Raw genomic sequence first — 24933 nt, forward strand, 5'->3', positions numbered from 1 at the left:
CAGTTCCCCGCGCCCCTGACGGGGCGCTGTAGTGCACGTGAGGAAAAGGTTCATGCGTACTTCCATCGCTACCGTCTCGCTCAGTGGGTCGCTCACCGAGAAGCTCACCGCCGCCTCCCGGGCCGGGTTCGACGGCGTGGAGATCTTCGAGAACGACCTGCTCGCCAGTCCGCTGTCTCCCCGGGAGATCCGCGCCCGGTGTGCCGACCTCGGGCTGACCGTCGACCTCTACCAGCCGATGCGGGACATCGAAGCCGTCCCCGACGGCGAGTTCGCACGCAATCTGCGCCGCGCCCGGCACAAGTTCGAGCTCATGCGGGAACTGGGCGCCGGCACCGTCCTCGTCTGCTCGTCCGTCTCGCCGCTCGCGATCGACGACGATGATCTCGCCGCCTCCCAGCTGGCCCGGCTCGCCGACCTGGCGCAGGACTTCGGCATCCGCGTCGCCTACGAGGCGCTCGCCTGGGGGCGGCACGTCAGCACGTACGACCACGCCTGGCGGATCGTCGAGGCGGCCGGCCACCCCGCCCTGGGCACCTGTCTCGACAGCTTCCACATCCTCTCCCGGGGGTCCGACCCCAAGGGCATCGAGGACATCCCCGGCGCGAAGATCTTCTTCCTCCAGCTGGCCGATGCCCCGATGCTCGCGATGGACGTGCTCCAGTGGAGCCGGCACTACCGGTGCTTCCCCGGACAGGGCGGGTTCGACGTCGCCGGGCTCGTGCGGCACGTGCTGCGCGCCGGGTACGACGGGCCGCTCTCCCTCGAAGTCTTCAACGACGTCTTCCGGCAGGCCGAGGCCGGGCCGACCGCCGTCGACGCGCAGCGTTCACTGCTGGTGCTGCAAGAGGCCGTCGGGATGGGGAAGTTGCCAGCGCCGGTCGTGCCGACGGGAGTCGCCTTCGCGGAACTCGTCACGCCGGACGCCGAACCCGTCTCGGCACTGCTCGCGGCGCTCGGCTTCGCCCGGACCGCGCGTCATCGGAGCAAGCCCGTCGACCTGTGGGAGCAGGGCGAGGCCCGGATCCTGGTCAACACCGGTCCCGCCGCCCTCCCCCACTCTCGGCTTCGCTCGAGCGGGGGGACCCCCATCGACGGCACCCGCCTCGCCGCGATCGGCCTGGAGTCACCGGACCCGCGGGCGGCCGCCCGCCGGGCCGAGGCCCTGCTCGCCCCCCTGCTGCCCCACCGCCGGGCTCCGCAGGACGCCCCGCTCGACGCGGTCGCCGCCCCCGACGGCACCGAACTGTTCTTCTGCGCCTTGGGCCGTGACCCGGAACTCCCCGACTGGCGCGCCGACTTCGCCGCGGTGCCGCACGAACCGGGCTCGGCCGGGGCGCGCATCGACCACCTCGCGCTCACCCAGCCCTGGCACCAGTACGACGAGGCGACCCTCTTCCACCGCAGCGTCCTCGGCCTGCACCCCGAGGAGAGCGTCGATGTCGCCGACCCCTACGGGCTGCTGCGCTCCCGCGCCGTCACCAACGGCGACGGCAGCGTCCGGATCGTCCTCGGGGTCGGCGCGGCCCCGGCCGACGACACCCTGCACGCCCAGCACATCGCCCTGGCCGTCCCGGACGTGGTCGCCGCCGCCCGTGCCTTCCGGGCGGCGGGCGGGGGCCTGCTGCCCATCCCCGCCAACTACCACGACGACCTCGCCGCCCGGTACGAACTCGCCGACGGCGAGCTGGACACGTACCGCGACCTCGGCATCCTCTACGACCGGGACGCGGGCGGTGTCTTCCGGCACTGCTACACGCGGACGGTCGGCCGGGTGTTCTTCGAACTGGTCGAGCGGGATCCCGGATACCGCGGATACGGCGCCCAGAACGCCCCGGTGCGCCTCGCCGCCCAGCACGCCCGGCGGTGAGAAACGGGCAGGGCGCAGGATTCTTACGGCCTCCATGACCGGTACTCACGAACATCCTGAATGTTCCTTGACAACCCGGACGTGACGTTCGCCGGAATCCGGTCGTCCTACAGGCCGTAGCACTCCGGGGCGTTCTGGAAGTCCCGGATAACGGGAGTCCTGGAGGCCGTCCGCGATGCCGAGCCCTGTCAGCGCCGACCCACTCGACCGTGTCGAGGAGCCGCCACCCCCGGCGCGGAGCCGTACCCGGCGCTACGAACGCCCGATCCTCGCCTGCATCGCCACCGTCGCCGCGCTGCTCGACTTCTGGGGCATCTGGCACAGCGCCTACCACACCTTCTACGCGAGTGCGGTCCGCAGCATGACCGACAACCCGGTCGCCTTCCTCTACGGCTCCTTCGACCCGGGCAACTCCATCACCCTGGACAAGCTGCCCGGCTTCCTGTGGCCGCAGGCCCTGTCGGCGCTGGTCCTCGGCTTCCATCCCTGGTCCCTGGTGGTCCCGCAGGCCCTGGAGGGCGTGGCCTCGGTGGTCCTGCTCCACGTCGTGGTACGGCGCTGGGCCGGCGTACCGGCCGGGCTGCTGGCCGCCGCCTTCCTCACGCTCACCCCGGTGACCGTGGGCCTCGGCCGCTCGGTCACCGAGGACGCGCCGTTCGTCCTGCTGTTGCTGCTGGCCGCCGAGGCCACCCAGCGGGCCACCGCCCGTGCGCGTCTGCGCACCCTCGTCCTGGCGGGTGTCTGGGTCGGGGTGGCCTTCCAGTGCAAGATGCTGGAGGCCTGGGCGGTGCTGCCCGCGCTGGCCGTGACCTACCTGGTGGCCGCTCCGGCCACGCTGCGCCGCCGCATCCGGGACCTCGCCGTGTCCGGGGCGGTCATGCTCGCGGTGTCCCTGTCCTGGATGCTGGCCGCCGGTCTCACCCCTGCCGCCGCCCGCCCCTACCTCGACGGCACGACCGACAACTCGCCGGTCGCCCTGGTCGTCGGCTACAACTTCCTGACCCGCTTCCAGGCGCTGGGCGTCGACGCGGCCGGCACCGGGAGCATCGTCGCCGGCCAGGCGCACGGCAGGGCCCGGGCGGGGATGGGGGAGAGCGTCTGGAAGATGTTCAGCCCCGGACTGGCCAGCCAGACGGGCTGGCTGTACCCGCTGGCGGCGCTGGGCCTGGCCGCCGGGCTGTACGGCCTGTGGCGCCGCCGCCCGGGGCGCACCGATCCCTTCCTGGCCGGCTACCTGCTGTGGGGCGGCTGGCTGGTGACGTTCTTCCTCGTCTTCAGCTTCGGCAGCGTGACCGGGCACACCTACTACATGGGCGTGGTGGCGGTCGGCCTGTCGGCCCTGGCCGCGACGGCCGTGACCCGGGTGCGCCACCGGAGCGTGCTGTGCGCGGTCCTCGCCGTCAACGTCGGCTGGTGCGCGGCCCTCACCCTGTACTACCCGCGCTTCTTCACCTGGTCGGTCGGTGTCGCCGCGGTCCTCGGCCTGCCGGCGCTGGTCCTCTTCGCCGTCGGCCGGTCACGTCCGCGCCGGACCGCCCTGGCGGTCGCCCTTGCCGCGGTCCTGGTCGTCCCCACGGTCTGGTCGGTGTCCGCGACCTCGCTGAGCTACAACCAGCCCGGCGGGTTCGGCCGGATCGGCCCCGGCAGCATCGCCACCCGTAACGGCGCCGCCGCGCTGAACCCGGCCCAGCGGCGCGTCCTCGCCTACCTCACCGCCCACCGCGACGGCGCCCGCTACCTGGCCGCGGTACCCCGCTGGCAGATGGCGGCGCCGTACATCCTCTCGGACAACGCGGCCATCCTCCCGCTCGGCGGCTTCACCGCCCGTGTGCCCTACCCCGCGCCCGGCACCTTCCACCACCTGATCGACACCGGACGGCTCCACTACGTCCTGCTCTCCGCGGCCGACCTCGGCCACCGCGCCCGGGGCGCGCGGACCCCGGGCCGGGCTCTGGTCCGCTGGGCCATCGGCCACTGCGCGCCGGTGCGCGTCGCGGCCTACACCCTGTACCGCTGCGGACCGGGCCACGGAGGGTGAGCGTGCGCCGGATCAGCCGATGGCCGAGAACACGAAGGAGAACTCGGCCGGTCCGGCGTGGAGCTGGTACTGCGGCAGGACACCCGGCCCGCAGGACTGCGAGCCGATGCCGTGCTGGCCGTGGTCCAGGTTGACCCACACGCCCGCGGCGGAGCCGCCGTCGGATGCGGTGCCGGGGGTGAGGTCGCTGCGGTGCGCGGCCGCGTCCAGCTGTTCGGTGGTCCAGCGGCGGGCCGTGAACCAGAACTCCGGGTCGCCCTCGACGCGCAGTCCGCCGAGCTCCGCCCAACGGACGTCCGCGCGGGCCCCGTTCTCCTGCGGACGGAGATACGGCGTCTGCATCTCGTCCACCGTCGACTGCCAACGGCCCACCAGCGAGGCGGCCCTGGTGTCCGGATACGCCTCGCCGGGCCCGCCGCCGAACCACTGCACCCGGTCCGCGGCCGCCAGTCCGAAGCGGACGCCGAGCCGGGGCAGCGGCACCGTCCAGTCGCCGTCCGGGGTCACGGAGACGGTGAGCCGGAGGCGGCTGCCGTCCGTGGTCCAGCGGTACTCGGTCGCCAGCCCGAACTCCCAGGCGGCGGGCGCCACCCGGGTGCGCACGGTCAGGGCGTCGGCGGACGGCTCCACCGCGTCCAGCCGGTGCCGCATCCGGTGCAGGCCGAACTTCCGCCACAGCGTGCCGTAGCGGATGTCGCTCTGCCAGGCGGCACCGTCGTCGTTGTCGGTCGTCGCCCGCCACACGTCCAGCCGCAGTCCGGTCACCGCCACCGATCCGATGCTCCGCAGCGCCCCGCTGCGGGCGTCGAAGACGGCCGGGCCGAGGCTGACCGACCCGTCGCCGGAGACCACGGGTCCCGCGGACGTGGCGAAGGGCGGCACCTGCCGCCCCGAGACCGGGAACTGGCCCCAGGCGACCACGTGCCCGCGCGGCCCCCAGCCGGTGTCCGCCGCCAGCACCGCCCGCACCGTCCACTGCGTCTCGCCGCTGCCGACGGCCGCCGGCGGCTCCGGCAGCTTCACCTCCGCCGACTCACCGGCCGCCAGCGGCGGTACGGCCAACGAGCCCGACGCCACACTCTCCCCGCCGACCTGGTACGACCACTCGAAGTCCAGCGCGGACAGATCGGCGAAGTCGTACCTGTTGGTGACGCGTACGGTGCCGTCCGTGCCGTCGCCGTCGATGCGGACGGGCTCGATCACCTTCTTGTACTCCACCAGTCCGGGAGAGGGCTCGCGGTCCGGGAAGACCAGTCCGTCGCAGACGAAGTTCCCGTCGTGCAACTCCTCGCCGAAGTCACCGCCGTACGCGTAGCCGTACCGCTCGTCCTCGATGCCGTGGTCGATCCACTCCCAGATGAAGCCGCCCTGCAGCCGGTCGTACGACTCGAAGATCCGCTGGTAGTCGGTGAGGCCACCGGGGCCGTTGCCCATCGCGTGCCCGTACTCGCAGAGGATGAAGGGCAGTTGACGACGCCGATGGGTGCCGCCGTCCAGTCTCCGGCCGATCCGCTCGACCTCGGCGTGGTCGGCGTACATCCGTGAGTAGACGTCGGTGTCACGGCAGTCGATGTCACCCTCGTAGTGCACGAGCCGCGACGCGTCCCGGCCGTGGATCCACTCGGCCATCGCGGTCAGGCCCCGCCCGGTGCCGGCCTCGTTGCCCAGGGACCAGATCACCACCGAGGGGTGGTTCTTGTCGCGCTCGACCATCCGGGCCGCCCGGTCCAGCAGTGCCGGGGTCCAGCGGTCGTCGTCGACGGGGTTGTCCCGCCAGGCCTGCTCGGTGAAGCCGTGGGTCTCCAGATCGCACTCGTCGATCACCCACAGGCCGTACTCGTCGCACAGGTCGAGGAACGCGGGGTGCGGCGGGTAGTGGGAGGTGCGGACGGCGTTGATGTTGTGCCGCTTCATCAGCAGCACGTCCGCGCGCATGGTCTCCAGGTCGAGGGCGCGGCCCTTCCGGGGATGCCACTCGTGCCGGTTGACGCCCTTGAAGAGGACCGCCGTGCCGTTGACCTTGATCAGCCCGTCCTCCAGGAGGACGGTCCGGAAGCCGATCCGCAACGGCACCCGCTCGCCCTCGGTGGCCAGCACACCGTCGTACAGCCGCGGGGTCTCGGCCGTCCACGCCTCGACCGGGACGGTGACCGGTTCACCGGTGGCGACGTCGACACCCAGCTCCGGGACGGTGACCCTGCCGGGCACGTCGGAGTCGACGCGCAGCGTGCCCACGCCGCCGACGTGGTCGTAGGAGGCGTGCACGAAGAAGTCGTGGACGCTGCCGGCCGGGCGGTGCAGCAGGGTCACGTCCCGGAAGATGCCGGGCAGCCACCACTGGTCCTGGTCCTCCAGGTAGGACCCGGCCGACCACTGGTGGACGCGGACGGCGAGCACGTTGCCGGCCGGCCTGAGCAGATGCCCGACCGCGAACTCGTGCGGCAGCCGCGAGCCCTTGAACTCGCCGACCTCCGTGCCGTTCACCCACACCCGGGCGCAGGACTCGACGCCGTCGAACCGCAGCACGACCCCGCCGTCGGCCGGGTCCCACCCGTCCGGCAGGTCGAAGAACCGCAGGTGGTCACCGGTGGGGTTCTCGGTCGGGACCCTCGGCGGATCGACCGGGAACGGGTAGAGGTGGTTCGTGTAGATCGGCGCGCCGTGCCCCTGGAGCACCCAGTGCCCCGGGACCGGCACCTCCGCCCAGCCGCCGGCGTTGTACCCCGGCGCGGCGAACGCGTCGTCCTCCGCGTCCGCCGTCGGCGACAGCCGGAAACGCCAACTGCCGTTCAGGGAGTAGGACGCGGCGTCCGACGCGGGGTACCAGGCGCGGGGCGGCAGGGCCCCGGAGCCCGGCGAGACGTCCTCGACGTAGCCGACAGCCGTGGCAGAGCGGAAAGACATCGGTCTCCAGGTCTTTCGAGGGTGTGTGCGAGGTGTGGTTCCAGGGGCGGTTCGAGGCGGCTCAGCCCTTGATCCCGGTCTGCGCGATCCCCTGCACCAGCCAGCGCTGGAGGAAGAGGAAGACGAACACCAGGGGGAGGATGGAGATGGCGGTGGCCATGAAGATCAGGTGGAAGTTGACGGTCTGGTTGGTCATGAACGAGGAGAGCGCGATCTGTACGGTCCAGGAGCTCGGGTCCTGGCCGATGACCAGCGGCCACAGGAACGAGTTCCACGCGCTGATGAACGTGATCGTGGCGATCGCCGCGAAGAAGTTCAGCGAGTTGGGTACGACGATCCGCCAGTACGCGCCCCAGTAGCCGAGCCCGTCCACGCGTGCCGCCTCCTCCAGCTCCTTCGGGAATCCGAGGAAGTACTGCCGGAAAAGGAAGCAGGTGAAACCACTGAACAGCCCCGGGATGATCAGACCGCGGTAGGTGTCCACCCAGCCGAGGGACGAGACCAGCACGAAGCTGGGCACGAAGGTGACGGCGGTGGGGACCATCAGGGTCGCCAGGACGGCGTAGAAGACCTTGTTGGCGTGCCTGTACGGGATACGGGCCAGGCCGTAGCCCGCCAGCGAGCACACCAGGAGCGTGCCGACCGTGGTGAGGACGGCGACGACGAGCGAGTTCACCATGGACTTGCCGAAGTCGACCGTGGGGTCGCTGAACAGCTCGCTGATGTTGCCCCACTGGAAGGAGGGCAGCACTTTCCAGTTCTCGCCCGTGATCTCCAGGTCCGTGGAGAGCGCGTTGCGGACGATCAGGTAGAAGGGGATCAGGAAGAGCAGGGCGGCCACGCCGACGGCGACGTACAGCCCCGTGTTGCCGAGGACGCCCCGGCCCCTGCCACGTCGCTTGCCGACCTGCGGTGCGGTGGTGGTCACTTGGACTCCTCCCCCCTTCCGAACCCCATGAACTTGCCCTGGACCAGGGTGACCAGGCAGATGAGCAGCGACAGAACGACCGCGCCGGCGCTGCCCGCCCCGTAGTCCTGGCTGGTGCCCAGGGCCGTCTTGTAGAGCACCATGAGCGGTGTCTGGGCCCAGGTCGCCTTCTGTCCGACGATGTTGAAGAACTCGTCGAACGCCTGGTAGGCGGCGATCAGCAGGAGCAGGATCACCGCGGTCGAGGTGGCGCGCAGCTGGGGCAGCGTGATGTACCGGAAGGTCTGCCAGCCCCGCTTGGCGCCATCGATGGCGGCGGCCTCGTACAGCTCGCCGGGGATGTTCTGGAGCGCCGCCAGGAACAGGATCATGTAGAAGCCCGACTGGATCCACAGCCGCAGGGTCACGATGACCAGCCAGTACCAAGGCGGAGTGGGGTCGGACATCCAGGCGACGGTGTCGGCGCCGAACCAGCCGATGACCGTGTTCGCGAGTCCGAAGCGGACGCCGCTGAAGATGGACATCTTCCAGATCAGGGCCGCCGCCACGTAGGAGACGGCGGTCGGCAGGAAGAACACCGACCGGAAGAACGCCCGCATGAACCGCAGCCGGTTCACGAGCAGCGCGAGCCCGAGCGACAGCGCCCAGGTGGTCGGCACGATGAACGCGGCGAACACGGTGAACGTCACCAGCGAGTCGGGGAACTCGCTGTTGGTCAGGATCTGCCTGTAGTTGTCGAAGCCGATGAAATGGCTCGGCGTGACGGTGTAGCGGGCGTCGAAGAAGCTGAGCCAGACGCTCCAGCCGATCGGCACGAAGACGAAGATCGCCAGGCCGATGAGGAAGGGCCCGGTGAAGAGCCAGAAGTTCACGGTCGGGTTGCCCCGCAGGCCCCGCCGCGGCCGGGCCGGGGAGGCCTCGGCCGGGGCGGGCTGGGCGACCCCGCGTGTGGTGGTGGTCGACATGTCGTGGTCTTCCCGGGGGCCTATCCGAACAGCTTCTTGAGCTCGACGTCGACCTTCTTGTCGCAGGTGTCGAGCGCCGCCTCGGGGCTGCCGCCCTTGCGGACGGAGGACGCGATCACCTCGGCGAACGCGGTCTGCATGGTCTGGTCGTAGGCGATGTTGTCGAAGTGCCCGTAGTCGGTGAAGAGCTTCACTCCCTCGGCCGCCAGGCCGGACTTGAGCTTGGTGGCCTCGCCGGCGATCGAGGTCCGCGGCGGGATGTGGAAGCCGTACGAGGTGGCCCAGTCCTCCTGGTACTGCTTCTGGTCGATCCACAGCCACTTGACGTACTCCTTGGCCGCGTCGACGTTCTTGCCCTTGGCGTTGACGAAGATCGACCAGCCGCCGTTGTAGACGGAGAGCTTGCCCGCGCTGCCGATCTTCGGGAACGGGAAGATGCCGAGGTCGTCGCCGAGGGCCTGCTGCATGGCCGGCATGGACCACATGCCGCCCCACTGGATGGCGCACAGGCCCTGGTTGAGCGAGGACGGGTCCCAGAAGTCCGTCGGGGCGTCGAGCAGCACGTTGCCGCTGGTGAACAGCTTCCGGAGCGTCTTCAGCCCCTCGACGACGCCGTCCGTGTGGTAGGCGATCTGGTGCTTGTCGTCGATGGTGTCGGCACCGGCGGACCAGATGATGGGGTTCTGGATCGCGCTGAAGTCGTTGCCGAGGAAGACGCCCTTCACCTTGCTGGTGGTCAGCTTGGCGGCGGCCTCCACCAGCTCGTCGAGCGTGGTGGGCACCTCGACCTTCGCCTTCTCCAGCATCGACTTGCGGTAGTAGAAGAACTGCGGGTCGTCGATCATCCGGATCCCGTAGATCTTCCCGTCGACCGTGTGGGACTTGATGTCGTTCGGGTTGAAGTCGTCCTTGACCGGGTCGATGAGGTCGCTCAGGTCCGCCACCTGGCCGCTCTTGACGAGCTGAAGCTGCGGGTGGAACTCGAAGACGTCGGGTGCCTTCTTGGTGAGCAGGGCCGCGAAGAGCGCGGACTCGAAGTTGTTGCCGGTGATCCAGTTGGTGCTCACGTCGGCCTTCTTGTACGCCGCCGCGTAGCGCTTGAGGGCCTGCTCGGTCCCCGCCTCGCCGTAGGCGTGGAAGTACTGGGTGAGCTGCGTCCCCGAGCCGCTCCCGCCGCCTCTCCCGTTGTTGCTGCCGCACGCGGCCAGCGTGCCGGCGGCGGCCATGCCCGCTGCCGCGCGGAAGAGAGACCGGCGGGACCAGTTGCTGTTGCTCAGTGCCGACATGCTGACGTCCTTGTCTGTCGAGTGCGGCGGTGCCTCTACGGCCCGTGGGACCTCGGAAACCAGATGGCTGAAAATGCGTCGCGGAGCGGGACGTTAACCTTCGGCTAATGCTTCGGCAAGAGGTTGGACGAAGTCTGCGTGAAACGTTGCACCCGGTTCGGGATGACGAACAGAGCAGAAGGCAGGGCGAGTTGAGGGCCGCCGGCTCGGGGGGTGGCCGGCGGCCCTCGGGTCTGCGCCGAGGCGGACGGTTACTGCCTGGTCCAGGCCTCGTTGGTGCCGCCGTTGCAGCTGTAGAGGATCACCTTGCTGCCGTCGGTGGTCGCCTGCCCGCTGACGTCGAGGCACTTGCCGGACGCCTCGCTGAGGATCTGCCCGTTGGCGTTCAGCAGCCAGCGCTGGCTCGCGTCACCCGTGGGGTCGGGGACGGCGGTGAGGCCGGAACCGGAGGCGGCCGTCAGATAGCCGTTCGCGCCCTTCAGGGTGCCGTCCTCGTCGTAGGACCAGGACTGGTCCGCCGCGCCCGTGCAGGTGGCGATCGCGGCCCCCGAGGCGCCCGCCGTCAGGCACTTGCCGGACTGCTTGCCCGCCAGCGCGCCGGTCACGGCCGAAGTGTCATGGCCCTTCTGGTCGAAGACGTACGTCGTGACCGAGCGGGCGGCGAGGGTGGCCGAGACCGTCCCCGCGCTCACCGACGGTTTCGCCACGTCGGCCCAGTCCTCGGTGGCCGACGTGCGCACCGCCTGCCTGGCCTTCACCGGTGCCGCGTTGTTGAAGTGCAGGCTCAACGGGGTGTCGGTGGTGTTGTGGTTGTTGACCACGACCACCCACCTCCCGCCGCTGTCGTACGCCGACACCTCGACCCCGTCCGGGGCCCCGGTCACGTTGTGCGCGACCGAGCCCGGTCGGACGAACTTGCTGTACTGGCCGAGCGCGTAGTACCGCTTGGTGAAGTACAGGGTCTGATTGCCGTTCGTCGCGTAGTCGGGGTCGTAGTAGATCAGGCCGTCGTTCCAGCCGACGTCGTTCTTCGTGTACGGGTCGGTGCCGTAGCCGCTGGCCAGCGCCACCCACCACTGGAAGGCCGAGTCGTGGGCGCTCGCGAAGTCCTTGTAGATGATCCGGGACGTCAGCAGGGCGCTGTCGATGGACGGGTCGTACTCCTGGTTCCAGCCCGTCGAGCCCTTTCCGAAGCAGCAGATCTCGGTGGCCCAGGACTTCTGTCCGACGCTCCTCGACGTCTCGTAGACGTTGGCGAGTTGGCCGTCGTTCGGGTTGTTGTACGTGTGGTGGGCGAGCGCGGACACGTACGGGGCGGTGCCCGGCTGCGAGATCCACTGCGGGAGCTCGGAGACCAACTGGGTGGTCTGGCTGGACTCGTCGGCGATGATCGAGGTCTTCTGGTGCCGGGCCTGCTGCTCGGCGCCGAGCGCCCGCACGATGTCGTCGCGTTGGCCGACGGTGACCTGCATGCCCTCCTGGCCGCACGAACCGAAGTCGTTGTCCGGCTCGTTGAAGGGGCTGATGTGGTCCAGCTGCACGCCCTGCCCGGCGAAGTGCTGGGTGACGTCGGCGATGTACTTGGCGTAGTCGCGCTCGTTCTCCGGCTTCAACTGCCCGCCGCAGCTCTGCCCGTTGGTGGTCCACTGGGCGGGCGCGCTGTTGACGAAGCCGATCAGGTCCTCGACGCCGTACTTCGCGGCGTACGTGAGGAAGGTCCGGCCGCCCTTGTCCTTGCTCCAGTCGTAGGAGCCGTCGGCGTGCAGGAAGTCCTCGGCGGCCCGGGCCGGGGTGGTGACCGCGGCCCCGCCGCCGCCGATGTTGTAGCGGTACGAGCTGAGGTCCAGGCCCTGCTTCGAGAAGAGCAGCTTCGCCACCCGGACCTGCACCTTGGGGGAGAAGTGCTGGAGGTCGTTGACCCACCAGGCGCCCGAGGCGCCGATGTCGTCGATGGTCTGGGCGGCGTGCGGGGAGACCTCGGCCGCGGGCACGGATCCGGTGGCGGCGGCCGCCGAGGTGGGCGGGGCGGATATCAGGGGTCCGGCGACGGCCAGTGCGGCCGCGGCCGTCAGGAGGACCGATCTCTTGCGGTTCGGGTGTGACACGTGCATCCCTTCCGTCGTCATGAAGGTGGTGCGGTACGGCTCCTTGCGGGACCGGTGGTGCGCTTCGGGGCCCGCTGGCCCACCGCCTGCAGGGCGCCCTCCAGGGCGAAGGTGGCCGCGCCCAGGCAGACCGGGTCGGTGGGGACGGGGGAGAGGACGATCTCGGTGGCGGCGAACGGCCGCCCGAGCGCGTGCCGCCGGACGGCCTCGCGCACCTCGTCGAGCAGCGGGGTGCCCAGCTTCCTCGCGACCCAGCTGCTGAGCACGACCACTTCGGGGTTGTACAGGTTCACCAGGTCCGCGATGCCCGCGCCCAGGTAACGGGCGGTGTCACGGACCACCTTGACGGCCACCGGATCGCCCGCGGCCACCCCGTCGGCCAGCGCGTCGACCGTGGCCGTCTGGTCCTCGGCGTGCAACAGCGCAGAGCAGGGGCTGAGTTCGCGCAGGTTGAGCATGATGCCGGGGGCGCCGACATAGGTCTCCACGCAGCCGTGGTTGCCGCAGTGGCACAGCCGCCCGTCGAGCACGAGCGTCGTGTGACCCCACTCGCCGGCACTGTTGCTCACGCCCCGGTACAGTGCGCCGCCGAGCACCAGCCCGGCCCCGACCCCCGTGCCGAGGTTCACCACCACGGCGTCCTCACGCCCGCGCGCCGCCCCGAACCACAGCTCGGCCACCGCGCTCGCCCGCAGCGGGTTGTCCAGGTGCAGCGGGTAGGCGATGTGCTCGGCGAGCAGGCCGAGCAACGGCACGTCGTGCCAGTCCCAGTTGGGCGCGTACTCGGCGATGCCGGTGGCCCGGTCCACCTGCCCCGGCACGCTCACCCCGACGCCCAGCACCCGCGCGCCCTCGATGCCGGCCTGCGCCACCACCGCACCGACCGCCGCGGCCACCTGACCCACCACCTGCTCCGGCCGGCTCTCCCCGGGGCGCATCTCCTCCACCGCGCGGGCCAGCACGTTCAGCCCCAGGTCGAACAGTTCCACCCGGACGTACGTCTCCGCCATGTCGACGCCGATCAGCGCGCCGCCCGCGGAGTTGACGGCGACGAGTCCCCGGGGGCGGCCGCCCGCCGAGTCCTCGAAGCCGACCTCGGTGATCATCCGGAGGTCGAGCAGTTCGCCGACGAGGGTGGCGACCGTGGCGACGCTCAGTCCGGTGGCGGCCGCGAGCGTCTGCCGGGAGGTGGGGGAGCGGGCGATGATCTGGCGCAGCACCTCGTAGCGGTTCGCGGTGCGGATGTCACGCGATGTGCGCTTCACGCGGCTGCCCCTCCCATCCCGTCACGGCCGGGCCGGGGCGTACGACGGCACCGGCGCGGCGTCAGGCTATGGGCTTCGCGGGACTTTCGACAAGGGGTTAGGAAAGGGGCCGTAGAAACACCCGCGTGGCGGCTGTCGACGGCAATGCGCCAAAACGGCCCGTCAGTTGTCACTGACGGGCCGTCGCGGGGTGTCCTGCTGTCCTACGGCTGCTTGTTCCACTCGGCGATCACGGGCCACCCGTGCTCGGTGGAGAGCCGACTGACCGTCCCGGTCGCCAGCTGGAACAGCCGGCCCTCGGCGGGCGGCAGCCCCAGGCGGCGGGCGGTCAGCACGCGCAGGAAGTGGGAGTGGGCCACCAGGATCACGTCACCCGTGCCGCCGTTGAGCGCCGTCTCCACCTTCCTGAGCACCCGGTCGGCCCGTGCGCCGATCTGCTCCGGCGACTCGCCGGGACGGCCCTCCGGGCCCGGGGGGACGCCGTCGGTCCACAGGTACCAGTCCGGGCGGGTGCGGTGGATCTCCGCGGTGGTGATGCCCTCGTAGCCGCCGTAGTCCCATTCGTGCAGGTCGGGGTCTGGGACGACCCCGGTCAGACCGGCCAGTTCGGCCGTGCGTATCGCGCGGTCCAGCGGGCTGGCCAGCGCCAGTGCGTAGGTCCGGTCGGTGAGCAGCGGGGCGAGGGACTTGGCCTGTTCCTCGCCGTGCTGGGTGAGGGGCAGGTCGGTCCAGCTGGTGTGCTGGCCCGACACGCTCCACTCCGTCTCACCGTGGCGGACCAGGAGGAGGTCCCCCACGGCGCCCTATTCCTTCGACTCGACGGCGTGGCCGCCGAACTGGTTGCGCAGCGCGGCGACCATCTTCATCTGCGGGGAGTCGTCCTGGCGGGACGCGAACCGCGCGAAGAGGGAGGCCGTGATCGCCGGCAGCGGCACCGCGTTGTCGATCGCCGCCTCGACGGTCCAGCGGCCCTCGCCGGAGTCCTGCGCGAAGCCCTTCAGCTTGTCCAGGTGCTCGTCGTCGTCCAGCGCGTTGACCGCGAGGTCGAGCAGCCAGGAGCGGATGACGGTGCCCTCCTGCCAGGAGCGGAAGACCTCGCGGACGTTGTCCACGGACTTGACCTTCTCAAGGAGCTCCCAGCCCTCGGCGTACGCCTGCATCATGGCGTACTCGATGCCGTTGTGGACCATCTTGGAGAAGTGCCCGGCGCCGACCCTGCCGGCGTGGACGTAGCCGTACGGGCCCTCCGGCTTGAGCGCCTCGAAGATCGGGTGGAGCCGCTCGACGTGCTCCTTGTCGCCACCGACCATCAGGGCGTAGCCGTTCTCCAGGCCCCACACACCGCCGGAGACACCGGCGTCGACGAAGCCGATGCCCTTGATGCCGAGTTCGGCGGCGTGCTTCTCGTCGTCCGTCCAGCGGGAGTTGCCGCCGTCGACGACCGTGTCGCCCTCGGACAGCAGGTCCTTGAGCTCGTCGACGACGGACTGGGTGGCGTGGCCGGCCGGGACCATCACCCACACCGTGCGCGGGGCGTCGAGCTTCTCGACCAGTTCCTCGAGGGACTTGACGTCGGAGACGTCCGGGTTGCGGTCGTAGCCGATGACGGTGTGCCCTGCGCGGCGGATCCGCTCGCGCATGTTGCCGCCCATCTTGCCGAGGCCGATCAGTCCGAGCTGCATGTCATTCACTTCCTAAGCGTTCGGTACGTCGAGACGAGGGCGGTGGTGGACGGGTCGAGGCCGGGCACGTCGGCGCCGTCGGTGAGGGCGGGTTCGATGCGCTTGGCGAGCACCTTGCCCAGCTCCACGCCCCACTGGTCGAAGGAGTCGATGTTCCAGATCGCGCCCTGCACGAAGACCTTGTGCTCGTAGAGGGCGACGAGCTGGCCGAGGACCGACGGGGTGAGCTCGCGGGCCAGGATCGTGGTGGTGGGGTGGTTGCCCTGGAAGGTGCGGTGCGCCACCTGCTCCTCGGCCACGCCCTCCGCACGGACCTCGTCGGCCGTCTTGCCGAAGGCCAGCGCCTGGGTCTGGGCGAAGAAGTTCGCCATCAGCAGGTCGTGCTGGGCCTTGAGCTCACCGCTCAGCTCGGCGACCGGCTCGGCGAAGCCGATGAAGTCCGCCGGGATCAGCTTGGTGCCCTGGTGGATCAGCTGGTAGTACGCGTGCTGCCCGTTGGTGCCCGGCGTGCCCCACACCACCGGACCGGTCTGCCACTGCACCTGCCGGCCCTCACGGTCCACCGACTTGCCGTTGGACTCCATGTCCAGCTGCTGCAGGTAGGCCGTGAACTTGGACAGGTAGTGGCTGTACGGCAGCACCGCGTGCGACTGGGCGTCGAAGAAGTTGCCGTACCAGACGCCCAGCAGGCCGAGGAGCAGCGGCGCGTTGGACTCGGCGGGGGCGGTGCGGAAGTGCTCGTCGACCAGGTGGAAGCCGTCCAGCATCTCGCGGAAGCGGTCCGGGCCGATGGCGATCATCAGGGAGAGGCCGATGGCCGAGTCGTAGGAGTAGCGGCCGCCGACCCAGTCCCAGAACTCGAACATGTTGTCCGGGTCGATGCCGAACTCGGTGACCTTGCCGGCGTTGGTCGACAGGGCCACGAAGTGCTTGGCCACCGCCTTCTCGTCGCCTCCGAGCCCCTCGAGGAGCCAGGTGCGGGCCGAGGTCGCGTTGGTGATGGTCTCGATCGTGGTGAACGTCTTCGACGCGACGATGAACAGTGTCTCCGCCGGGTCCAGGTCGCGGGTCGCCTCGTGCAGGTCGGCGCCGTCCACGTTGGACACGAACCGGAACGTCAAGTCCCGTGCGGTGAAGGCACGGAGGGCCTCGTAGGCCATCGCGGGACCGAGGTCCGAGCCGCCGATGCCGATGTTGACGACGTTCTTGATCCGCCTGCCGGTGTGGCCGGTCCACTCGCCCGAGCGGACCCGCTCGGCGAAGGCGCTCATCTTGTCGAGCACGGCGTGCACGCCGGGGACGACGTTCACCCCGTCCACCTCGACCACCGCGTCGCGCGGGGCGCGCAGCGCGGTGTGCAGGACCGCCCGCCGCTCGGTGATGTTGATCCTCTCGCCGCGGAACATCGCGTCCCGCAGCCCGAACACGTCGGTGGCGGCGGCCAGTTCCCGGAGCAGGGCGAGGGTCTCGTCCGTGATCAGGTGCTTGCTGTAGTCGATGTACAGGTCGCCGACCCGTACGACGTACCGCTCGGCGCGCGCAGGGTCGGCCGCGAACAGCTCACGCAGGACGGGCTGTCCCTCGGCCCGGTGGTCCTCCAGGGCGGCCCACTCGGGCCGCCGGGTGAGCTCGGGGGTGTCAGGCATGGGAGACGGTCTCCTTGGTGCCCTCGCCCCGCAGGGCGACGGCGTACATCTCGTCCGCGTCGAGGCGGCGGAGCTCCTCGGCGATCAGTTCGGAGGTGGAGCGGACCTTCAGGGCGAGGGTGCGCGGCGGCTGGCCCGGCAGGGTCAGGCTGGCCAGCGGGCCCTCGGGGCGGTCGATGCGGATCTCGCCGTTGGCGGTGCCGAGCCGTACGGCCGTGACGACCGGGCCGGGGGAGACCACGCGGTCCACCTTGACCTTCAGGCGCGCCTCCAGCCAGCGGGCGAGGAGTTCGGCGCTGGGGTTGTCCGCCTCGGCCTCGACGGCCGCCGAGGTCACGTCCACCCGGGCCTGGTCGAGGGCGGCGGCCAGCATGGACCGCCACAGGGTGAGCCGGGTCCAGGCGAGGTCGGTGTCGCCGGGCGCGTAGTTGCGGGCGCGGCTCTCCAGGACCTCCATCGGCCGGTCGACCGCGTACAGGTCGGTGATCCGGCGCTGGGCGAGCGCGCCGAGGGGGTCCTTGGACGGCGTCTCCGGGGCCTCCACCGGCCACCACACGACCACCGGGGCGTCCGGCAGCAGCAGCGGCAGCACCACCGAGTCGGCGTGGTCGGAGACCTCGCCGTAGGTGCGCAGCACGACCGTCTCGCCGGTGCCGGCCTCGGAGCCGACCCGGACCTCGGCGTCAAGCCGGGACGCGGTGCGGTCGCGCAGGGTGCGGGCGTGCCGCTTGATGACGACCAGGGTGCGCGAGGGGTGCTCGTGCGAGGCCTCCTCGGCCGCCTTGATCGAGTCGTAGGCGTTCTCCTCGTCCGTGACGATCACCATCGTCAGGACCATGCCCACAGCGGGCGTGCCGATGGCGCGGCGCCCCTGCACCAGCGCCTTGTTGATCTTGCTTGCCGTGGTGTCGGTCAGGTCGATCTTCATGGCCTGCGCCAGCTCCGTCCGTCTCGTGCGAGCATCTCGTCGGCTTCCTGCGGTCCCCAGCTGCCCGACGGGTACTGGGCGGGCTTACCATGCTTTGCCCAGTACGTCTCGATCGGGTCGAGGATCTTCCAGGACTCTTCCACTTCCTGGTGACGAGGGAACAAATTGGCGTCGCCGAGCAGCACGTCCAGGATGAGCCGCTCGTACGCCTCCGGGCTGGACTCCGTGAACGACTCGCCGTAGGCGAAGTCCATCGACACGTCCCGGATCTCCATCGAGGTGCCCGGCACCTTGGAGCCGAACCGGACGGTCATGCCCTCGTCGGGCTGGACGCGGATGACGATCGCGTTCGCGCCGAGCTCCTCGGTGGCCGTGGAGTCGAAGGGGGAGTGCGGGGCCCGCTTGAAGACCACCGCGATCTCGGTGACGCGGCGGCCCAGCCGCTTGCCGGTGCGCAGGTAGAAGGGGACGCCGGCCCAGCGGCGGTTGTCGATGCCCAGCTTGACGGCCGCGTAGGTGTCGGTCTTCGACTTCGGGTCGATCCCCTCCTCCTGGAGGTAGCCGATCACCTTCTCGCCGCCCTGCCAGCCCTCGGCGTACTGCCCGCGCACGGTGTGCCGCCCCAGGTCCCCCGGCAGCCGCACCGACTTCAGGACCTTCAGCTTCTCGGTGAGCAGCGCGTCCGCGTCGAACGCGATCGGCTCCTCCATCGCAGTGAGGGCCATCAGCTGGAGCAGGTGGTTCTGGATCACGTCACGCGCCGCGCCGATGCCGTCGTAGTACCCCGCGCGGCCGCCGATGCCGATGTCCTCGGCCATGGTGATCTGCACGTGGTCGACGTACGACCGGTTCCAGATCGGCTCGTACATCTGGTTGGCGAAGCGCAGCGCCAGGATGTTCTGGACGGTCTCCTTGCCCAGGTAGTGGTCGATGCGGAACACCTGGTCCGGATCGAACACGTCGTGGACGATCGCGTTCAGCTCCTGTGCCGACGCCAGGTCGTGGCCGAACGGCTTCTCGATGACCGCCCGCCGCCAGGAACCCGCCGGCGGGGTCGCCAGGCCGACCTTCTTCAGCTGCCGCACGACCTTCGGGAAGAACTTCGGCGGCACGGAGAGGTAGAACGCGAAGTTGCCGCCGGTGCCCCGGGACGAGTCCAGCTCGTCCACGGCCGACTTCAGCTGCTTGAAGGCGGTGTCGTCGTCGAAGTCACCGGGGATGAACCGCATGCCCTCGGCCAGCTGCTGCCAGACCTCCTCCTGGAACGGGGTCCGGGCGTGCTCGCGCACCGCGTCGTGGACGACCTGCGCGAAGTCCTGGTCCTCCCAGTCCCGGCGGGCGAAGCCGACGAGCGAGAAGCCCGGCGGCAGCAGCCCGCGGTTGGCCAGGTCGTAGACGGCCGGCATCAGCTTCTTGCGGGACAGGTCGCCCGTCACCCCGAAGATGACCAGGCCCGACGGACCCGCGACCCGCGGCAGCCGCCGGTCGCGCGGGTCGCGCAGCGGGTTGTCCCAGTCGGCGGCGGGCACCACCGGCACCCGCACCTCCTTGGCGGTCTCGCTCATTACGCCTCAACTCCCTTGCTGTCCAAGGACTTCGTGACGGCGTCCAGCAGCTCCTGCCAGGCCACCTCGAACTTGGCGACGCCCTCGTCCTCCAGCTTGCCCACCACCTCGTCGTAGGAGATGCCGAGCCGCTCCACCGCTGCCAGATCCGCGCGGGCCTGCGCGTAGCCGCCGGTCACCGTGTCGCCGTGGATGTCACCGTGGTCGGCGGTCGCGTTCAGCGTCGCCTCCGGCATGGTGTTGACGGTGCCGGGGGCCACCAGCTCGTCGACGTAGAGGGTGTCCTTGTACGCCGGGTCCTTCACGCCGGTGGAGGCCCACAGCGGACGCTGCTTGTGGGCACCCGCCGCCGACAGGGCCGCCCAGCGCTCGCCGGTGAAGACCTGCTCGTACGCCTCGTAGGCGAGCCGCGCGTTGGCCAGCGCCGCCTTGCCCTTCAGCGCGAGCGCCTCGTCCGTGCCGATGACCGTCAGCCGCTTGTCGATCTCGCTGTCGACGCGGGAGACGAAGAAGGAGGCCACGGAGTGGATCGTGGAGAGGTCCAGGCCCTTGGCCGCGGCCTGCTCCAGGCCGGCCAGGTAGGCGGCCATGACCTCACGGTAGCGCTCCAGGGAGAAGATCAGCGTGACGTTGACGCTGATGCCCTCCGCGACGACCGCGGTGATCGCCGGGAGGCCGGCCTTCGTCGCCGGGATCTTGATCATCACGTTGGGGCGGTCGACGAGCCAGAAGAGCTGCTTGGCCTCGGCGACGGTGGCGGCGGTGCGGTGGGCGAGGCGGGGGTCGACCTCGATGGAGACCCGGCCGTCTGTGCCATGTGACACATCGTATACAGAATGCAGGATGTCGGCCGCGGCCCGCACGTCCTGCGTCGTCATCATCCGCACGGCCTCCTCGACCGTGACGCCCCGCACGGCCAGGTCGGCGAGCTGCTCCTCGTACCCCTCGCCGGAGCCGATGGCGGCCTGGAAGATCGACGGGTTCGTGGTCACGCCCACGACGTTCTTCTCCGCGACGAGCCCGGCGAGGTTGCCGGTGCTGATCCGCTTGCGCGACAGGTCGTCCAGCCAGATCGAGACGCCCTCGTCGGTCAGGCGCTTCAGTGCTCCCGCGGTGGCGGTTGCTTCGGTCACAGTGATCATCTTCCTCTACTGAACTGTTTCTGGCTGGCGGATCAGGCGGTACGGGCGGCGGCGAGCGACTCGCGGGCCGCGGCCGCCACGTTCTCGGGGGTGAAGCCGAACTCGGCGAACAGGGTCCTGGCGTCGGCGGAGGCGCCGAAGTGCTCCAGGGAGACGATGCGGCCGGCGTCGCCCACGAAGCGGTACCAGGTCAGGCCGATCCCGGCCTCCACGGCGACCCGCGCCTTCACGGCCGGCGGCAGGACGCTCTCGCGGTACTCGCGGGGCTGCTCCTCGAACCACTCCACGGACGGCATCGACACCACGCGGGTGCCGGTCCCCTCGGCCTCCAGGAGGTCGCGGGCCTCGACGGCGAGGTGCACCTCGGAACCGGTGGCGATCAGGACCACCTCCGGGGTCTCGGTCGACGACTCGCGCAGCACGTAGCCGCCCTTGGCCGCGTCCGGGTTCGGCGCGTACGTCGGCACGCCCTGGCGGGTCAGCGCGAGCCCGTGCGGGGCCGGGTGCGTGGCGTGCCTCTTCAGGATCTCGGCCCAGGCCGCCGCGGTCTCGTTGGCGTCGGCCGGGCGGACGACGTTCAGGCCCGGGATGGCGCGCAGCGCGGCCAGGTGCTCGACCGGCTGGTGGGTCGGGCCGTCCTCGCCGAGGCCGATGGAGTCGTGCGTCCAGACGTACGTCACCGGGAGCTGCATGAGCGCCGACATGCGGACGGCGTTGCGCATGTAGTCGGAGAACACCAGGAAGGTGCCGCCGTAGATGCGGGTGTTGCCGTGCAGGGCGATGCCGTTCATCTCGGCGGCCATCGAGAACTCGCGGATACCGAAGTGGACGGTACGGCCGTACGGGTCCGCCTCGGGCAGCGGGTTGCCCTTCGGCAGGAAGGAGGACGTCTTGTCGATGGTGGTGTTGTTGGAGCCCGCGAGGTCGGCGGAGCCGCCCCACAGCTCGGGCAGCAGCGCGCCCAGCGCCTGCAGGACCTTGCCGGAGGCGGCGCGGGTGGCGACGGCCTTGCCCTCCTCGAAGACGGGCAGCGCGTCCTCCCAGCCCTCGGGGAGCCGGCCGGCCACGACCCGGTCGAAGAGCCGTGCGTGCTCCGCGTTCCCCGACCGCCACTCGGCGAGGTGCTTGTCCCAGGCCGCGTGGGCCTCGGCACCCCGGTCCAGGGCGCGGTGGGTGTGGGCCAGCACGTCGGCGTCGACCTGGAAGCTCCGCTCCGGGTCGAAGCCGAGGACGCGCTTGGTGGCGGCGACCTCGTCGGCGCCGAGCGCGGAGCCGTGGGAGGCCTCGGTGTTCCGGGCGTTCGGGGCCGGCCAGGCGATGATCGTGCGCATGGCGATGATGGACGGCCGCCCCGTCTCGGCCTGGGCCGCCTTCAGGGCCGCGTACAGGGCGTGCACGTCGACGTCGCCCTCGGCGGTCGGCTCGATGCGCTGGGTGTGCCAGCCGTAGGCCTCGTACCGCTTGAGGACGTCCTCGGAGAACGCGGTCGCGGTGTCGCCCTCGATGGAGATGTGGTTGTCGTCGTAGACGAAGACCAGGTTGCCGAGCTTCTGGTGGCCGGCCATCGAGGAGGCCTCGGCGGAGACGCCCTCCTCCAGGTCGCCGTCGGAGACGATCGCCCAGATGGTGTGGTCGAAGGGGGAGGTGCCCTCGGGGGCCTCGGGGTCGAAGAGACCGCGCTCGTAGCGGGCCGCCATGGCCATGCCGACGGCGTTGGCGACGCCCTGGCCGAGGGGGCCCGTGGTGGTCTCCACACCGGCCGTGTGCCCGTATTCCGGGTGGCCCGGCGTCTTCGACCCGTGCGTCCGGAAGGCCTTGAGGTCGTCCAGCTCCAGCTCGTACCCGGCGAGGAAGAGCTGGGTGTAGAGGGTGAGCGAGGTGTGCCCGGGGGAGAGGACGAAACGGTCCCGGCCGGTCCACTCGGGGTCGGCCGGGTCGTGGCGCATCACCTTCTGAAAGATCGTGTACGCCGCCGGGGCCAGGCTCATCGCGGTGCCGGGGTGTCCGTTGCCGACCTGCTGGACCGCGTCGGCCGCGAGGAGGCGGGCCGTGTCCACGGCGCGCCGGTCGAGGTCGGTCCACTCGAAGCCGTCGTCGACGCCCACCGATGTCTGCGTGCTCATCTTCAAGAAGTCCTCGTTCGAAGCGTTCTGGCTGGCCTGACGCGTTCAAAAGTAAAAGTCTGACTTTTGGGAGGGAAGGTCGGGGTGTGTCAGCCTGTGGTGAAAGTGGGACACGGATCTTCGACAGGGACGGCACGAGAAGGACATGGCGGACAGAACGCCCAACGGGGCAGGCGACGGTGACGGAATCAGAACCTTCCCCTTCCCGGTGGATCTGAGCGTCGGCGGCGTCGGCATCCAGGTCGGCCCGATGGGGACCGAACGCCTGTGGCACGCCGACGCCCCGCTGGAGCGCGTCCACCGCATCGATTTCCACGTGGTCATGCTCTTCACCGAGGGCCCGGTCCGCCACATGATCGACTTCGCCGGGTACGAGGCCCGGGCCGGCGACCTGCTCTGGATCCGCCCCGGGCAGGTGCACCGCTTCTCGCGGACCTGCGAGTACCGCGGAACCGTCCTGACCATGCAGCCCGGATTCCTGCCGCGGGCCACGGTCGAGGCGACCGGCCTCTACCGCTACGACCTGCCGCCCCTGCTCCGCCCCGACGCCCCGCAGCTCGCCGCGCTCCAGGCGTCGCTCGCCCACCTGCAGCGCGAGTACGAGGACACCGAGACCCTCCCCCTGTCCCTGCACACCTCGGTGCTGCGGCACTCCCTGACGGCGTTTCTCCTGCGCCTCGCCCATCTCGCGGCCACCTCGGCGGAGGCGGCCCGCAGCCAGGCCGACACGACCTTCACCCTGTTCAGGGACGCCGTGGAGAAGGACTTCGCCACCAACCACAGCGTCAGCGCCTACGCCGACAGCCTCGGTTACTCCCGCCGCACCCTGGTCCGCGCGGTCCGCGCCGCGACCGGGGAGACCCCCAAGGGCTTCATCGACAAGCGGGTCGTCCTGGAGGCCAAGCGCCTCCTCGCCCACACCGACCTCCCGATCGGCCGGGTCGGTGCGGCGGTCGGCTTCCCGGACGCGGCGAACTTCTCCAAGTTCTTCCACCTGCACACCGGGCAGACACCGGTGGCGTTCCGGGCCGAGCTGCGCTGACATGGCGACGGCGCCGGAGCAGGACCACTCCGGCGCCGTGCGGCCACTCGGTCGTCAGTGACCGAAGTCGAACCAGTTCACGTTCACGAAGTCCGCCGGCTGGCCGCTGCTGAAGGTCAGATAGACGTCGTGGGTGCCCGTCACCGAGCTGATGTTGGCCGGGACCGTCGTCCAGGTCTGCCAGCCGCCGGTGTTGGCGACCGAGAAGCTGCCGACGGGGGAGTTGGAGGGGCTGTCGAGCCGGACCTGGACCTGGCCGCTCACCCCGGAGGCCGCGCCGCTCGCCACCCTCGCGTAGAACTGGGTGGCCGCCGTGGAGCCGAAGTTCACCCCCTTGTAGAGCGCCCAGTCGCCGTTGGCGACGTAGCCGATGTCCTGGCCGCCGCCGGTGTCGGTGGTGGTCTCGGCGGTGACGCCGGACTGGCTGTCGTACGACTCGGCCTGGATCGCGCTGTAGGCGTCACGGTTGCCGGTCGGCGGGGTCGTGGTGCCGCTCCCACTGGCCGACAGCACCTGGACGTAGTCGACGACCATCGGGTGGCCGGACTCGGTGGCGGAGGTCGGTCCGCCGCCGAACGCGGCTGGGAAGCCGCCGCCCATCGCCACGTTCAGGATGACGAAGAAGCCGTGGTTCGTGGCGTTGGCCCAGGTGGTGGCGTCCACCTGGTTCGCCGTCACGGTCTGGTAGTTGACGCCGTCGACGTAGAAGCGGATCGCCTCGGGGCTGACCGAGCGGTCCCACTCCATCGTGTAGGTGTGGAAGCCGGCCTGGCAGGTGGTGTTGGGGCAGGCGGTCGAATTGCCGAGCCCCGTCGTCTCGTTGCACGGGCCGCCCGAGGCCGTGCCGCAGTGCATGGTCGCCCACGTCTTGTTGATGCCGTTGACGTTCTCCATGATGTCCAGCTCGCCGACGCTCGGCCAGTTCTGGTAGTTGCCCCGGTAGGGGGCGCCCAGCATCCAGAAGGCCGGCCAGTAGCCGAGGGCCGCGTTGCCCGTGACGTTCGGCATCTGGATGCGGGCCTCGACGCGCAGCTTGCCGCCCGCCGGGGGCTGGAAGTCGGTACGGGTGGTCTCGATCCGGCCCGACGTCCAGTTGCCGGACGAGTCCCGCACCGGCGTGATCTTCAGGTTGCCGCTGCCGTCCAGGGCGACGTTGGTGGTGCTGTTGGTCATCGTCTCGACCTCGCCGGTGCCCCAGTTGGCGGCGCCTCCGGGATAGGAGGTCCCGGTGTCGTACTGCCAGTTGGAGGTGTTGACGCCGGTGCCGGCCGAGCCGTTGAAGTCGTCGAGGAAGACCTGGCTCCAGCCGGACGGCACGGAGGGGGCCGAGGCGTTGGCGGGCAGCGTGGGGGTCGCGGGGGGAGCGAAAACACAGGCCCCGGGGGGAGGTACCGACAGGAGGGAACCGAAAAGCGAGGGGCGCAGGCTGTTTTCTCCAGGGGGT

At 70.5% G+C, this 24933-nt stretch carries 17 protein-coding genes; 3 read left to right on the forward strand and 14 right to left on the reverse strand.

Annotation, left to right across the window (positions count from 1 at the left end; genetic code table 11):
• Positions 1-52: 52 nt before the first annotated feature.
• Both ACZ63F_RS30760 and ACZ63F_RS30765 read left to right on the forward strand, forming a co-directional pair.
• A complete protein-coding gene (locus tag ACZ63F_RS30760; RefSeq protein ID WP_469715835.1) occupies positions 53-1870 on the forward strand; it encodes a bifunctional sugar phosphate isomerase/epimerase/4-hydroxyphenylpyruvate dioxygenase family protein in 1818 nt (605 codons plus the stop codon).
• 175 nt (positions 1871-2045) lie between these two features.
• Positions 2046-3908 (forward strand): glycosyltransferase family 39 protein, encoded by a 1863-nt coding sequence (locus ACZ63F_RS30765; protein ID WP_469715837.1) that lies wholly within the window; start codon positions 2046-2048, stop codon positions 3906-3908.
• 12 nt (positions 3909-3920) lie between these two features.
• Here the strand turns inward: ACZ63F_RS30765 and ACZ63F_RS30770 are convergent, their stop codons facing one another.
• The 13 genes from ACZ63F_RS30770 to tkt all read right to left on the reverse strand — a co-directional run bounded on the left by ACZ63F_RS30770 (position 3921) and on the right by tkt (position 22447).
• Positions 3921-6812 (reverse strand): glycoside hydrolase family 2 TIM barrel-domain containing protein, encoded by a 2892-nt coding sequence (locus ACZ63F_RS30770; RefSeq protein WP_469715839.1) that lies wholly within the window; start codon positions 6810-6812, stop codon positions 3921-3923.
• Positions 6813-6873: 61 nt separating this feature from the next.
• Complete coding sequence (locus ACZ63F_RS30775; RefSeq protein WP_469715841.1) at positions 6874-7740, reverse strand: carbohydrate ABC transporter permease; 867 nt, start codon at positions 7738-7740, stop codon at positions 6874-6876.
• Complete coding sequence (locus tag ACZ63F_RS30780) at positions 7737-8705, reverse strand: carbohydrate ABC transporter permease (RefSeq protein WP_469715843.1); 969 nt, start codon at positions 8703-8705, stop codon at positions 7737-7739. Before ACZ63F_RS30780 ends, ACZ63F_RS30775 begins: the two co-directional genes overlap by 4 nt.
• 20 nt (positions 8706-8725) lie before the next feature.
• Positions 8726-9991 (reverse strand): ABC transporter substrate-binding protein, encoded by a 1266-nt coding sequence (locus ACZ63F_RS30785; RefSeq protein ID WP_469715845.1) that lies wholly within the window; start codon positions 9989-9991, stop codon positions 8726-8728.
• 251 nt (positions 9992-10242) lie between these two features.
• Entirely contained in the window at positions 10243-12102 is a 1860-nt protein-coding gene (locus ACZ63F_RS30790) for a glycoside hydrolase (protein ID WP_469715847.1), read from the reverse strand.
• 11 nt (positions 12103-12113) lie between these two features.
• Positions 12114-13361, reverse strand: coding sequence for an ROK family protein (locus ACZ63F_RS30795; protein ID WP_469715848.1), 1248 nt, complete (start codon positions 13359-13361; stop codon positions 12114-12116).
• Between the two features lie 203 nt (positions 13362-13564).
• Entirely contained in the window at positions 13565-14158 is a 594-nt protein-coding gene (locus ACZ63F_RS30800; protein WP_469715849.1) for a histidine phosphatase family protein, read from the reverse strand.
• Between the two features lie 6 nt (positions 14159-14164).
• Positions 14165-15043 (reverse strand): phosphogluconate dehydrogenase (NAD(+)-dependent, decarboxylating), encoded by an 879-nt coding sequence (gene gnd / locus ACZ63F_RS30805; protein ID WP_469715850.1) that lies wholly within the window; start codon positions 15041-15043, stop codon positions 14165-14167.
• A 5-nt stretch (positions 15044-15048) separates the two neighbouring features.
• Complete coding sequence (gene pgi, locus ACZ63F_RS30810; RefSeq protein WP_469715851.1) at positions 15049-16689, reverse strand: glucose-6-phosphate isomerase; 1641 nt, start codon at positions 16687-16689, stop codon at positions 15049-15051.
• Positions 16682-17617 carry a glucose-6-phosphate dehydrogenase assembly protein OpcA gene (opcA, locus tag ACZ63F_RS30815; RefSeq protein ID WP_469715852.1) on the reverse strand — a complete coding sequence of 312 codons (936 nt, stop codon included), beginning with the start codon at positions 17615-17617 and terminating at the stop codon, positions 16682-16684. The genes pgi and opcA overlap by 8 nt, the downstream gene beginning before the upstream one ends.
• Positions 17614-19182: a glucose-6-phosphate dehydrogenase gene (zwf, locus tag ACZ63F_RS30820; RefSeq protein ID WP_469715853.1), complete on the reverse strand. Its 1569-nt coding sequence runs from the start codon at positions 19180-19182 to the stop codon at positions 17614-17616. Before zwf ends, opcA begins: the two co-directional genes overlap by 4 nt.
• The gene (gene tal, locus ACZ63F_RS30825) at positions 19182-20324 is read right to left on the reverse strand and encodes a transaldolase (RefSeq protein ID WP_469715854.1); all 1143 of its coding nucleotides are present in this window, start codon (positions 20322-20324) and stop codon (positions 19182-19184) included. The genes zwf and tal overlap by 1 nt, the downstream gene beginning before the upstream one ends.
• Positions 20325-20356: 32 nt before the next feature.
• Positions 20357-22447: a transketolase gene (gene tkt / locus ACZ63F_RS30830; protein WP_469715856.1), complete on the reverse strand. Its 2091-nt coding sequence runs from the start codon at positions 22445-22447 to the stop codon at positions 20357-20359.
• A 145-nt stretch (positions 22448-22592) separates the two neighbouring features.
• Here tkt and ACZ63F_RS30835 point away from each other — a divergent pair, with 145 nt between their 5' ends.
• The gene (locus ACZ63F_RS30835; protein WP_469715858.1) at positions 22593-23489 is read left to right on the forward strand and encodes a helix-turn-helix domain-containing protein; all 897 of its coding nucleotides are present in this window, start codon (positions 22593-22595) and stop codon (positions 23487-23489) included.
• Between the two features lie 54 nt (positions 23490-23543).
• Here the strand turns inward: ACZ63F_RS30835 and ACZ63F_RS30840 are convergent, their stop codons facing one another.
• Positions 23544-24887, reverse strand: coding sequence for a glycoside hydrolase family 16 protein (locus ACZ63F_RS30840; protein WP_469716239.1), 1344 nt, complete (start codon positions 24885-24887; stop codon positions 23544-23546).
• Positions 24888-24933 lie beyond the last annotated feature (46 nt).

The sequence above is a fragment of the Streptomyces sp. NPDC104761 genome (assembly GCF_055583445.1).